The following is a 13,102-nucleotide window of genomic DNA, read 5'->3' as shown; positions in this document are numbered from 1 at the left end:
CTTGCGTTGCGGAGCGTTTGAGCTCACCCTGAAGCGCCCGCTGATCATGGGCATTGTCAATCTGACGCCGGATTCCTTTTCCGGCGACGGTCTGGCGGCAAGCGTCCGACAGGCTGTCGCGTACGCGCGCAAGCAGATCGAGGCCGGCGCCGATCTGATCGACCTCGGCGCCGAATCGTCCCGGCCGGGTGCTGCTCCGACGCCGGTCGACGAGGAACTGCGACGCATCCTTCCGGTACTCGACGCGCTTGCTGGCTGCGGCGTGCCGGTTTCGGTTGATACCTACAAGCCGGAAGTCATGCGTGCGGTGCTGGCACGCGGAGCTTCGATGATCAACGATATCCGCGCACTGCGCATACCCGGCGCGATCACCGCGGTGGCCGACAGCGATTGCGCGGTCTGCCTGATGCACATGCGGGGTGACCCCTCGAACATGCAGGACAACCCGGTGTACACCGATGTCGTCGACGAGGTCCGCTCCTTCCTCCAAGCTCGTGTAGCCATCGCGACGGCAGCAGGAATCGGAGCTGATCGCCTGCTACTCGATCCCGGTTTCGGCTTCGGCAAGACGCTGGCACACAATCTCGAGCTTCTGCGCCGTTTCGCGGAGTTGCCTTTTGCCGGCCTGCCGATGCTGGCCGGCATGTCGCGCAAGTCGATGCTCGGTGCGATCACCTCCCGTCCGGTCGACCACCGACTGGCCGCCAGCCTCGCGGCCGCCCTGTTGGCGATACAACGTGGCGCCCAAGTGGTCCGCGTTCATGATGTCGCCGAGACACGCGATGCGCTGGCGATCCTCGCCGCGGTGGACATCGATTGAGGGCCTGTGCGTTTGTTCTCGGCGCCCTGGCGCCGGTTTGCGTAGAATGAACAACATCGGCGGACGGCCACCGGTCTACAACTCTGGGGAGTGAAGAAACGTGACGAGAAAGTATTTTGGTACCGACGGCGTGCGCGGGCGTGTCGGAGACAACCCGATCACACCGGATTTCGTGATGCGCCTCGGCCATGCGACGGGACGCGTACTGGCGGCACGCGAAGCGGCGCGTAGCCATGTCAAGGCCGGCGAACGTCCGGCGGTGCTCATCGGCAAGGACACCCGTATCTCAGGCTACATGCTCGAAGCGGCGCTCGAAGCGGGTTTTTCGGCGGCCGGCGTCGACGTCTGCCTGGTCGGGCCGATGCCGACCCCAGCCATCGCCTATCTCACGCGCGCCTTGCGCTTGCAGGCGGGAATCGTCATCTCCGCCTCGCACAATCCATACTACGATAACGGAATCAAGTTCTTCTCGGCGCGCGGCACCAAACTGCCGGATGAACTCGAGTTGGAAATCGAAGCAGCACTCGACGAACCGCTGAGCTGCGTTCCGTCGGCCGGCCTCGGCCGTGCCCGCCGGATCGACGACGCCGATGGACGTTACATCGAATTCTGCAAGAGCACGGTACCTTTCGAGCTCGACTTGCGGGGACTCAAGATCGTCGTCGATTGCGCCCACGGCGCCGCCTATCACATCGCTCCTCACGTCTTTCACGAACTGGGCGCTGACGTCAGCAGCATCGGCAGCGAACCCAACGGCCTGAACATCAATCAGGATGTTGGCGCGACGGCACCCGCGGCACTGCGTGAAGCCGTTCTGGCCCACGGCGCCGACCTCGGCATTGCCCTGGATGGCGACGCGGATCGAGTGATGATGGTTGATTCGGAGGGTAACCTATACGACGGAGATCAACTGCTGTTTGCCATTGTCCGTAGCCGCCTTCGGCAAGGCCCGGTAGCGGGTGTGGTCGGCACGCTGATGAGCAATCTGGCTCTCGAACACGCGCTTGCCGCGCTCAAGGTACCTTTCGTCCGCGCGGCGGTCGGCGACCGCTACGTGATGGAGGCGCTACGACAAAACGGCTGGCTGTATGGCGGCGAGAACTCGGGACACATTTTGTGCCTCGACCGGCACACCACCGGCGACGGCATAGTCTCGGCACTGCAGGTGCTGTCAGCACTACGTGAAAGCGAGGGAGACCTGCGGCAGTTGCTCGGAGACCTCATGCTCTATCCACAAAAGTTGATCAATGTGGCCTTGAGCAAGGGCTTTCCGTGGCAGAAAAATCCCTTGATCGCCGCCGTTCATCGTCAGGTGGAGAGTGAGTTGAATGGCTGCGGCCGGGTATTGTTGCGCGCCTCGGGTACGGAACCTCTGCTGCGCGTCATGGTGGAGGGTCAGGATCCGGTAGTCGTTTCCCGGGCAGCCGAGACGCTCGCCGGTGCCGTACGGGAGGCCGTCTCCTCGTGACGTCGGCGAGTGGCTACGACTTTGTGGGGTTCTTGCTTGATCAGGGGCGCTGGTCGTCGGCCTCGTGCTCGACCTCGTTGACGCCATATTCGCGGTCGAGATCGTTCATGTAGCGAGCGTAGCACCAGATGATGATGACGTAGATCAGCGGCGAACCTTGCGCGCCCATATAGAAACCTAGCGGAAAACCCAACAGGGTGAACCTGGCGAGATCGCGTGCGAAGTAACTGACCACAAAGGTGACGACGAACCAGATCGCGAGCAGCAAGGCGGTAATCCTGAGGTTGCGCCGCCAGTAGTCCTGATGCTTCTGGGTAAGTTTCACCCCGCCCTCCTCGCCACTGGCGAAAGCTTGCGAGCGCAACTCGTTTCGGCCGGAGCGGTACAGGCGATGATCACGAACGATCGGCTTCCGGATAGCGCACGCTTTCGACGAAGTCCTGCGTCTCCTTATCTGGTGGCTTGCCGCATAGACTGACGACGATGATCGTCAGGAAGCCGGCAGCGACGCCCCAGACCCCAGCCGAAGTCGACTGGATTCCGAGCCAGGGCTCCATGCCGATGCCGTCGATACCCAGCCACGGAATGGCGTCGAACTGGACTCGCACCATGTAATAGATGGTGACCAGCAGCCCGATCGTCATGCCGCTGACCGCACCAGCGGGAGTTGCCCGCTTCCAGAATACTCCGAGAATCAGGGCCGGGAAAAGCGCCGAGCCGGCCAGCGAGAACGCCCAAGCCACCATGAACAGGATGGTTGCTGGTTTCTGGGAAGCCACCGTCGCCGCCAGCACGGCGACCACCAGGAGCAGCGACTTGGAAACCACCAGCCGCCACTGTGTTGTGGCGTTCGGCCGGAAGACCTTGTAATACACGTCGTGCGACAAGGCACTGGCGATCGTCAACAGCAACCCGTCAGCCGTGGACAGCGCGGCCGCGAGCGCTCCGGCCGCAACCAACCCGGAAATGACATATGGCAGCCCGGCGATTTCCGGAGTGGCCAGCAGAATCACGTCTGGGTTGAGCGACAGTTCGGCGAGTTGCAGAATCCCGTCGCCATTGACATCCTCGATCGAGACCAAGCCGATCTTGCCCCAGGCGCTCACCCAGACAGGCAACTGGGCCATCGACGAACCGATCAGAGTCGAGTAGATCTCGTACTTGGCGAACACGGCGTACGCCGGTGCCGTCAGATAAAGCACCAGAATGAAGAGCAATGACCAGAACACCGAAGTACGCGCCTCACGCACGCTCGGTGTCGTGTAATAGCGCATCAGCACATGCGGCAGCGCGGCCGTGCCGACCATCAAACAGAATACGAGGGTCAGGAAATTCAGGCGCGCCGTCTCATTCACGCCGTCCCCATCTCCCGGATAAACCGTCACGTGATGCTCGGGCTCTGCGCCCCGCTGCGCCGCTTGGCGCATCAGATGCTCCCAGTAATCGCGGGCTGCGTCGCTGGTATGGGGCAACTCGCGGCGCTGACGCTCGATGGCGACGACATCTCGCATTTGCGCATTGCTGCTCTTCAGCTCGTTGATGCGGGCCGATAGCCGCTCCCTCTCTTCTTCGAGGGAGTCCGGAAGCGTCAGGATCCGCTCGTAATACTCGTCGGCACGCTGGCGAAAGAGGTGGCGCGAATCGATCTCGGCGGGGTCGTCGAAAATTTTCTCCTCCAGTGCTTGCACCTGTTGCAGCACCTGGCCATAGGTCAGTTGGGGCAGCGGAATACCCGTCACTTGGTAGGAAAGAATGGTCACCGGCACGAGATAGGCGACGATCAGGATCATGTATTGCGCGACCTGTGTCCAGGTAACGGCCCGCATGCCTCCGAGGAAGGAACACACCAGGATTCCAGCCAGGCCGACGAATACCCCGATCTCGAACTGCAGCCCGACGAAGCGACTGGTAATCAGCCCGACACCGTATATCTGAGCCACAACATAGACAAACGATGCGAGAACCGTGGCGAAAACGCCGACCAGACGTGCCGGCTTACCGCCGTAGCGGGCGGCGAGAAAGTCGGGGATGGTGTATTGCCCGAAACGACGAAGATAGGGCGCCAGCAACAGCGCAACGAGAACATAGCCGCCAGTCCAGCCCATGACGTACGCCAGCCCCTGATAGCCCGACAGATAGAGTGTACCGGCAAGCCCCATGAAGGAAGCGGAACTCATCCAGTCGGCACCGGTCGCCATTCCATTGAACACCGCCGGGATTCGCCGGCCGGCAACGTAGTACTCCGAAATGCTCGCCGTGCGCGCCAACACACCGATCGTGGCGTAGAGGAAGATGGTAAGAAACAGGAACGAATAGCCGATCCAGCGTGGCGGCATGCCGTAGCGCTCGAGGATCGCCAGCACGACGATGACGATGAAAAAGCCGGTGGTATAAAAAGCGTAGTAGCGGCGCAGTGGAGCGGAAAAAGCGGCCATCGCTTGTCGCCTAGCCGCTCTGATGCATGTGGCGGCGCGCTTTCGCGAGTTCCAGAAAACTGTTGGGGGTTTCGAAGCCCTTACGGGTGGCCCGGGCGATGGTGATCTGGAGGAGCTTGGCGGTGACAAAGGCGTCCGACACGACATGATGCCGCTGGATGCTTTCGATCGCGAAGTGGTCCAGCCAGGCGTCCAGGCACCACTGCGCGTCGTCGCTGATATCGCGAAACAGGTCGGACATCACCCATGCCAGATCAATCCATGGCTGCCGCAACTCGATGCCAAGATCCTTCGCCATCGTCCCGGCGACGATCTTTCCGGCAAACAAAGCGTGGTAGGCCACCCAAGGCGACTTGCCGGAAAAACGAAGAAAGGCCAGCATCGCGTCAGCCGGCGCCAGGCTCGCCTCGGGGCGGTCAACAAAGAAGGGCGACGCAGCGGCATTCACCCGGTCGTTCGCCAGCGATACGTAAAAAGCGTCCTTGAAGTCTATGAGCCCATCGACCACCGCCAACGCGCCGATCGAGACCAAGCGATCGGCCTTTGCGTTGACCGCCGTCGTCTCGACATCCACGACCACGTAGCGAGATCGATAGTGCGAACGCTTCAAGTCCGCCGGCGGCAACTCGTTCCAGTCCGCAAGCAAACGCTGCTGGCTGGAACTCAGTTCCCCGATGAAGCGCTCCTGGCCAGCCAACAGTCTGGAATACCACGCCATGATCAGAGCTGATAGTCGAGTTTCAGGCGCGCCTGCAGCTTGCGCGCCTGTCGGAAGGCTTCTTTGAGAACGCGCCGCTCGATCTCGTTCAGTTCGTCCGGCTTGACGAGGTTGTCCCCCGGTCTGCCATGCTCCTGCTCGAAATGCTGGTGCCGCAGGCGCAGGAGCTGGAGGAAATTGAAGCCCTCGATGCTCGCTGCAAGATCATCCGGACGGATATGCATCAAACCACCGGCTCGCTTGAGACGGGAAACCGTGTTGGTAGCCTCGACCTGGCGTGCCAGGGCGAAAACCCGTGCGGCGTCGGTAAACAGGCGGACGCCGTACTTCTTGAGATCGATCGTTCCCGGGTGCTCGGGGTCGGCATCGGTCACGAAGTCCCGGATCCTGCCAAGCGGCGGCGCCACACTGAGTGCATTCTGGGCCAGCATGCGTAAAAAAAGCGGATTCCCCTGCGCCTGCCTGAAGAGCGACAAACGCAAGCGATGAGCCAAGTTGAACTTGCCGTAAAGCGGCCGAAAATCGAAAAATATGGTCGCGTTCAACAAGGCCTGTGGCTCCGGCTCGCGTACCCAACACGCAAAGCGTTCATCCCACTCTTCAAGCGTCAGGCAGAGCTCCGGGTTGCTGGCCATGATGTTTCCCTTACACAGCGGGAAACCACACTTGTCCAGATCATCGTTGACATCTCTGGCAAACTCGAGAAAACGCAACTGCGTTTGCTCGCGATCCATGATGTCGGTCAACAGGTAAACGATTCCGTTATCCTGATCGGTGGTGAAGGTCTGCTCATCGCGCCCTTCCGAACCGAAGGACAGCCAGGCCCAGTCGATGCCGTAAAGGTCGTGGCGGTCGAGATTGAGTTCGATGACGCGACGAGTCACCGTATCGTTGAGTGTGGAAATGAACTGTGTCATCTCTTGTCCGCCGACGCCTTCGGCAAGCATCGTCAGTGACAGCTGGCGGACGTCGTTACGCGCGTGCTGCAGGACTTCGATGCTCGCCGCCGAGTCGATCGCGTGCCGGATCTGGCGCAGACCGGCACCCTGAAGCTTGAACAGATCACGCTCCGAAACCACTCCCTGCAGGCAGCCACCCTCGTCTACCGCCAACACATGCCGGACCGCGTGCATGGCCATGGCCAACGCCGCGTCGTGTGCGTTGGCGGCGAGCGGCAGGGTCAGCGGCGCCGGCGACATCACGCTGGCAATCGGTTGATCGAGCGAAGCCCCCGGTAACACGATGCGCTTCAGGACATCGGACAGGGTAAAAATACCGATCGGCTGTTGTCCGGCATCGACGACGATCATCGAACCGAGGTGACGTGCGGCCATCAGCTCGACCACTTGGCGAATCGAGGTTTCCGGCCCCACCGCTACCGGCTGGCGCTTGATGATCGCGCCAAGTGGGGAATTCATCGTCTTCTGCTCGCCGGCTCGCTGGGCAAGTTGAAGCTGCAACTGTTGCTGCGACTGGTTGAGCAAGCCCGCGATATGCTGCGTACAGAAGAGGTTGAAGACCGTACTTTTTTGGGTCAGACTAAAAAAGTCGTCAGCCGGCAAGTCGTAGCAAAACACGTCGTCACGTGCGACATAGACAGTGGACGACGGTTGCTGAGCCATCAGCGCGGAAATCGAAAAACACTGACCGGGGCCCAGCGTGACCGCCGAGTGCTCGACGCTGGCACTACCGCCGGGTTTGCTTCGTACTTTCCCGCGCTGCAGCACATGCAGGGTGCGCGCAACGCCCATCTCGCTGGCCAGAATCCGCGCGCCCTTTGGATAGTGCGCGAGCTTGACGTGCTCGGCCAGGAAACGCAAAGCCTCCGCCTCCATGCGGTCGAATGGCGGATAGGCCCGAAGGAAGTCGATGGCGGCGGAAACCAGCATTGCCGTCGCACTATTGCTCATCCCTGCTCCTCGATCGGTACAAACGAAGAGGCCGGCGGCGCCGGCCCGACAGGCAATTCCTGCTCCTGGGGATGTTCGCTCGCCCAGCCCTTCCTGCGAGCGGAAGCGCCGGGCGTTCGCGTGTCACGTTGCCGGAAATGATTCGCCCGACCAGGCAAGTGCCACGTCGCCAGGCGAACCGCTGACGGCCGCCGGATTAGCCACGCAGTTGCTCGAGAATGGCCGGATTCTCGAGCGTCGACACATCTTGCGCGACGGTTTCCCCCTTGGCCAGCGAGCGCAGCAGGCGGCGCATGATCTTGCCTGAACGCGTCTTGGGCAGGTTTTCGCCGAAACGAAGATCCTTGGGCTTGGCGATCGGGCCGATTTCCCGGCCGACATGGTCCTGCAACTCCTTGATCATCTTCTTCGCCGCCTCGCCGGTCGGCCGCGGCCCCTTGAGGACGACAAAGGCACAGATCGCCTCACCCGTCAGATCGTCCGGCCGACCAACGACCGCGGCTTCTGCCACCATCGGGTGCGATACCAGTGCGGACTCGATTTCCATCGTCCCCATCCGGTGCCCCGAGACATTCAAGACGTCGTCGATCCGACCGGTAATGGTGAAGTAACCAGTATTGACATCACGTATCGAACCGTCACCGGCAAGATAGAGTTTGCCATTGAAGTCGTCGGGGTAGTAGGACTTCTTGAAACGCTCGGGGTCCCCCCAGATGTTGCGGATCATCGCCGGCCATGGCCTCTTGACGACCAGCAGGCCGCCCTTGCCCCAGTCGAGTTCAGTACCGGTCTCGTCGACGACCGCCGCCTGGATACCCGGGAAAGGCAGCGTGCAGGAGCCGGGGACCAGCGGCGTGACGCCCGGCAGCGGGGTAATCATGTGACCGCCGGTCTCGGTCTGCCAGAACGTGTCGACGATCGGGCAGCGGCCACCGCCGACGCTGTCGTAGTACCACTGCCAGGCCGCCGGGTTGATCGGCTCGCCAACCGTGCCGAGCAGACGCAGCGACGACAGATCGTACTGTGTCGGCCCCACCGCCGGATTGGTATCGGCCGCCTTGACCAGCGAGCGGATTGCGGTGGGTGCCGTGTAGAAGATGTTGACCTTGTGGTCCTGAATCATTTTCCAGAAACGACCGGCATCCGGGTAGGTCGGGATGCCCTCGAAGACCACTTCCGTACCGCCGCAGGCGAGGGGTCCATAGGTGATGTAGGTGTGGCCGGTCACCCAGCCGATGTCCGCCGTGCACCAGAAGAGATCGTTCGGCTTGAGGTCGAAAGTCCACTTCATGGTAACGATGGCGTGCAACAGGTAACCGCCGGTCGAATGCTGTACCCCCTTGGGCTTGCCCGTCGAACCCGAAGTGTAGAGCAGGAACAGCGGATGCTCGGCCTCGACCCATTCGGGCTCGCAAACGTCGGACTGACCGGCGATCACATCGTGCCACCACACGTCGCGTCCGGCGACCATGTGGCATGCCCCACCGGTGCGCTGGAAAACGATGACGTTTTTGACCGACTCGCAACCGCCGAGGGCAATCCCCTCGTCAACGGCTGGTTTGAGCGGCAGCCGCTTTCCGCCGCGGCATTGCTCGTCGGCGGTGATCACCGCCACGGCGCCGGCGTCGTTGATCCGGTCGCGCACCGACTGGGCAGAGAAACCACCGAAAACGACCGAGTGGATTGCGCCGATACGCGCGCAGGCCTGCATGGCGACAATGCCCTCGATACCCATCGACATATAGATGACGACCCGGTCACCCTTCTTGATACCGCGCGCGCGCAGGCCGTTGGCGAACTGGCTGACACGCGCCAGCAGTTCCTTGTAGGTGATTCGGGACACCGCTCCGTCATCGGCTTCGAAAACGATCGCCACCTTGTCGCCGAGACCCGCTTCGATGTTGCGGTCCAGGCAGTTGTACGAAGCGTTCAGCGTGCCGTCGGCAAACCACTTGAAAAACGGCGCATTGGATTCGTCGAGCACTTGCGTGAAGGGCTGCTTCCAGGAAACGTGCTCACGGGCGAGGCGGCCCCAATAGCCCGTGTAATCCCTGGTGGCCTCGTCACACAGTGCCTTGTAGGCATCCATCCCGGAAATCGTGGCCTGTTTGACAAACTCGTCGGAGGGCTTGAAGAAGGTTACGGCCTCGTTCAGTGACATGTTCGATCTCCTGTGCAGTGTTTTGATAGAGGTTTCAAGACGTCGATGCAGCAAGCGGCGACAAGAAGCGATTGTTCGCGACTCCCACCCGGCAGCGGGCATGCAAGCCCTTAGGCTACCATTTCGTGTCACGCCAACTGTGTGGGATTAAACGCCGCCAATCTTACACACCACTTACGCCACTCTGCCCGGGCAAGCACGGAAGCGCGCTTTCATTGATGCTAAAATCCGTCATCCAACCACCACTAAAGCTGAAAAACGAATGGCATCCCTGAAACCCACGGTCGACCGGCTCGAAATGTTCATCTTTTGGAGCCGCTGGTTGCAGGCACCACTCTATCTCGGTCTGATCATTGCCCAGGGCGTCTATGTCTATCTGTTCATGGGCGAGTTGTGGCATCTTATCCACAATCTGTTCTTCAGCAACACGCGCATCAGCGAAACCGAGGTCATGCTTGTCGTGCTCGGGCTGATCGATGTCGTGATGATCGCCAACCTCCTGATCATGGTCATCATTGGCGGCTACGAGACCTTTGTTTCGCGACTCGACCTCGAAGGACATCCGGACCAGCCGGAATGGCTGTCACACGTCAATGCCGGCGTGCTCAAGATCAAACTGTCGACGGCGATCATCGGCATTTCCTCGATACATCTGCTGAAGACCTTCATCAATGCCGGAAACATGAACGAACACACGATCAAGTGGCAAGTCGTCATCCATGCGGTCTTCCTCCTCTCGGCGCTGTCGATGGTCTGGGTCGATCGAGTAATGACCCAGACGCTGGCGCTGAGTAAGACCACGCACGGAGCGCAACACTGACGGACGATTCATGCGGGGATTCCCCGACCCACCGAAGAGGGCTGAAATGACCACCATCAAGCAAGAAGATTTCATTCAGAGCATTGCCGACGCATTCCAGTACATCAGCTACTATCACCCGCTCGATTACATCAAAGCGCTCGGTGCCGCCTATGAACGTGAGCAGAGTCCGGCGGCGAGAGACGCCATCGCCCAGATTCTGACCAACAGCCGCCTGTGTGCGGAAGGTCGGCGGCCAATCTGTCAGGATACGGGAATCGCTGTCCTCTTTCTCAAGATCGGTATGGACGTCCGCTGGGATGCCACGCTATCGGTGCAGGAAATGTGCGACGAAGGCGTGCGCCGCGCTTACAACGACCCCGACAACAAGCTGCGTGCCTCGGTGTTGCTCGATCCGGCGGGTGCGCGAAAGAACTCGCGCGACAACACGCCGGCGGTCGTTCATTACGAGTTGGTACCCGGCCACCATTTAGAAGTCATATGCGCGGCCAAGGGGGGTGGCTCGGAGAACAAGTCCAAGTTCTATGCGCTCAATCCCTCTGACTCGATTGTCGACTGGGTGTTGAAAACCGTCCCGACGATGGGCGCGGGCTGGTGTCCGCCAGGAATTCTCGGCATCGGTATCGGCGGCACGCCGGAAAAAGCCATGCTTCTGGCCAAGGAATCGCTAATGGCGCCGGTCGATATCCATGAACTGATGGCCCGCGGCGCAAGCAATCGGGTCGAGGAGTTGCGGCTCGAACTGTACGACAAGGTCAACGCGCTCGGCATTGGTGCGCAGGGGCTCGGGGGCCTGACCACCGTTCTCGACGTCAAGATTCTCGATTACCCAACGCATGCGGCCAGCCTGCCGGTCGCGATGATCCCGAACTGTGCCGCAACTCGCCACGTACACTTCCATCTCGACGGGTCCGGACCGGCCGTCCTGACCCCACCCGACCTCGAGCAGTGGCCCAAGGTCAACTGGATGCCGAATACACAAACGTCCACGCGCGTCAACCTCGACACGCTGACGCCGGCTGAGGTCGCCGCCTGGAAGCCGGGGCAAACGCTTCTGCTCAACGGACGAATGCTGACCGGCCGCGATGCGGCGCACCAGCGCATACAGGACATGCTGGCCCGGGGAGAAAAGCTGCCGGTGGACTTCAGCAACCGCGTCATCTATTACGTCGGTCCGGTGGACCCCGTGCGCGACGAAGCCGTTGGCCCCGCCGGGCCGACAACCGCGACACGGATGGACAAATTCACCGAGATGATGCTCGCCCAGACAGGGCTGATCTCGATGGTCGGCAAGGCGGAACGCGGACCGGCGGCGATCGCCGCGATACGCAAGCACCGATCAGCCTATCTGATGGCCGTTGGCGGCGCCGCCTATCTGGTGGCCAAGGCGATCCGGACAGCCAAAGTGGTCGGTTTCGCCGACCTCGGGATGGAGGCGATTTACGAGTTCGAGGTGAAGGACATGCCCGTCACCGTAGCAGTCGATTCGACCGGTACGTCGGTGCATGACACGGGCCCGAAGGAATGGCAGGCGAGGATCGGCAAGATTCCTGTAACCCTCGCCTAAACCCCCTGAGCAAAAGCGCGATGGCCGAGCGGCCGGTTGGTGTTGGAGGAAAGACATGGCGATAGAGCGGCACGGAACGACACAGCGGTATTCCGACATTTGCGCCTACGGCAATTCGATCTATCTCGTCGAAACGCCGCAGACGCTGGACGCCAACGTCGCAACGCAAACGCGCGAAGTGTTGGCCGGTGTCGAAAAACTGCTCGAACAGGCCGGCAGTGACAAATCGCGACTCCTGATGGTCACCATCTACCTGCGGGATATCAGTGACGCTATCGCAGTAAATGCCGTCTGGGATCGCTGGGTTCCGCGCGGGACGGCGCCGGCGAGGATCTGCATCGAAGCGAAACTGACGCACCACGACTTCTTGCTCGAGGTAGCGGTCATCGCGGCGCGCTAATCTGTTGTCGGACGCATGATCGGTGTTTTCGACAGCGGTCTCGGAGGCCTTTCGGTGCTTGCCGCGATCGCTCGCGAGCTCCCCTCGGCCGACCTGGTCTACCTGGCGGACACGGCACACCTTCCCTACGGCGACAAGGACGACTCCTTCATCCGCGATCGTGTCCTGAGGATCGGCGGTCACCTCGTCGAGGCAGGTTGTGGCGTGATCGTCGTCGCCTGCAACACGGCCACCGTCGCCGCCGTGACCGCTTTTCGTGAAGCCTTTCCGAGACTACCGGTGGTCGGTGTCGAGCCCGGTGTCAAGCCGGCAGCTGCCGCCTCACGCAGCGGCCGGATCGCCGTATTGGCCACCACCTCCACGGCGCGTAGCCCACGCTTGGCACAGCTTATCCGACAACACGCGGGTTCCGTACGCGTGGCCGTCGAGCCCTGCCCCGGCTGGGCGACGCGTGTCGAAGCCCTGCACCTCGAGGATCCCGATTTCGTCGACGAGGCGCGTCGGCATTTGGCGCCATTGCTCGCCGACGGCGTCGATCAGATTGTCCTTGGCTGTACCCATTACGCCTTTCTCTGCCCAACCTTGGAGCCCATCGTCGCCCACCAGGCAACACTGGTTGACGTCGCCGACGCCGTGGCCCGCCAGTGCGTTCGCCTTGCCGGCGCCTCGGCGCTCGGCCGCGGCCAGTTGACCTTGCTCGCCACCGCCCAGCCAGAGCGACTGCATGCCGCCCTGCCCGCACTCGGCCTCTCGTGGTTGACGCATCGCCTCAAGGACTCGGCGCGTCTGGTCGTCGCCTGACC

Annotated in this window: 11 protein-coding genes; 6 read left to right on the top strand and 5 right to left on the bottom strand. The window is 61.5% G+C overall.

What is annotated here, in order from left to right:
- Positions 1 to 46 precede the first annotated feature (46 nt).
- Both folP and glmM read left to right on the top strand, forming a co-directional pair.
- Positions 47 to 820 (top strand): dihydropteroate synthase, encoded by a 774-nt coding sequence (gene folP / locus Q1M07_RS04720; RefSeq protein WP_300451495.1) that lies wholly within the window; start codon positions 47 to 49, stop codon positions 818 to 820.
- A gap of 100 nt (positions 821 to 920) precedes the next feature.
- On the top strand, positions 921 to 2,288 hold the full coding sequence (gene glmM / locus Q1M07_RS04715) for a phosphoglucosamine mutase (protein WP_300451372.1): 1,368 nt from the start codon (positions 921 to 923) through the stop codon (positions 2,286 to 2,288).
- 40 nt (positions 2,289 to 2,328) lie between these two features.
- Here glmM and Q1M07_RS04710 read toward each other — a convergent pair whose 3' ends face one another.
- The 5 genes from Q1M07_RS04710 to acs all read right to left on the bottom strand — a co-directional run bounded on the left by Q1M07_RS04710 (position 2,329) and on the right by acs (position 9,512).
- Positions 2,329 to 2,613, bottom strand: coding sequence for a DUF4212 domain-containing protein (locus Q1M07_RS04710; RefSeq protein ID WP_300451370.1), 285 nt, complete (start codon positions 2,611 to 2,613; stop codon positions 2,329 to 2,331).
- Positions 2,614 to 2,683: 70 nt separating this feature from the next.
- Entirely contained in the window at positions 2,684 to 4,723 is a 2,040-nt protein-coding gene (locus Q1M07_RS04705; protein ID WP_300451367.1) for a sodium:solute symporter family protein, read from the bottom strand.
- Positions 4,724 to 4,733: 10 nt separating this feature from the next.
- On the bottom strand, positions 4,734 to 5,441 hold the full coding sequence (locus tag Q1M07_RS04700) for a 3'-5' exonuclease (RefSeq protein WP_300451364.1): 708 nt from the start codon (positions 5,439 to 5,441) through the stop codon (positions 4,734 to 4,736).
- A gap of 2 nt (positions 5,442 to 5,443) precedes the next feature.
- Complete coding sequence (locus tag Q1M07_RS04695) at positions 5,444 to 7,351, bottom strand: putative nucleotidyltransferase substrate binding domain-containing protein (protein ID WP_300451361.1); 1,908 nt, start codon at positions 7,349 to 7,351, stop codon at positions 5,444 to 5,446.
- 196 nt (positions 7,352 to 7,547) lie between these two features.
- Positions 7,548 to 9,512: an acetate--CoA ligase gene (gene acs / locus Q1M07_RS04690; protein ID WP_300451358.1), complete on the bottom strand. Its 1,965-nt coding sequence runs from the start codon at positions 9,510 to 9,512 to the stop codon at positions 7,548 to 7,550.
- 262 nt (positions 9,513 to 9,774) lie between these two features.
- Between acs and Q1M07_RS04685 the strand changes: the two genes are divergently transcribed.
- From Q1M07_RS04685 to murI, 4 genes are read left to right on the top strand one after another with little or no spacing between them, the layout of a single operon-like run.
- Positions 9,775 to 10,332, top strand: coding sequence for a TIGR00645 family protein (locus Q1M07_RS04685; RefSeq protein WP_300451356.1), 558 nt, complete (start codon positions 9,775 to 9,777; stop codon positions 10,330 to 10,332).
- 46 nt (positions 10,333 to 10,378) lie between these two features.
- A complete protein-coding gene (locus Q1M07_RS04680; RefSeq protein ID WP_300451353.1) occupies positions 10,379 to 11,899 on the top strand; it encodes a fumarate hydratase in 1,521 nt (506 codons plus the stop codon).
- Between the two features lie 55 nt (positions 11,900 to 11,954).
- A complete protein-coding gene (locus Q1M07_RS04675; protein WP_300451350.1) occupies positions 11,955 to 12,299 on the top strand; it encodes a RidA family protein in 345 nt (114 codons plus the stop codon).
- Positions 12,300 to 12,314: 15 nt separating this feature from the next.
- Positions 12,315 to 13,100, top strand: a complete 786-nt coding sequence (gene murI / locus Q1M07_RS04670) for a glutamate racemase (protein ID WP_300451347.1) — start codon at positions 12,315 to 12,317, stop codon at positions 13,098 to 13,100.
- The last annotated feature ends 2 nt before the right edge of the window (positions 13,101 to 13,102 follow it).

Origin of the sequence: Accumulibacter sp. (assembly GCF_029255285.1) — a bacterium.
GTDB lineage: Bacteria > Pseudomonadota > Gammaproteobacteria > Burkholderiales > Rhodocyclaceae > Accumulibacter.
This window is presented reverse-complemented; position numbering and strand designations above follow the sequence as displayed.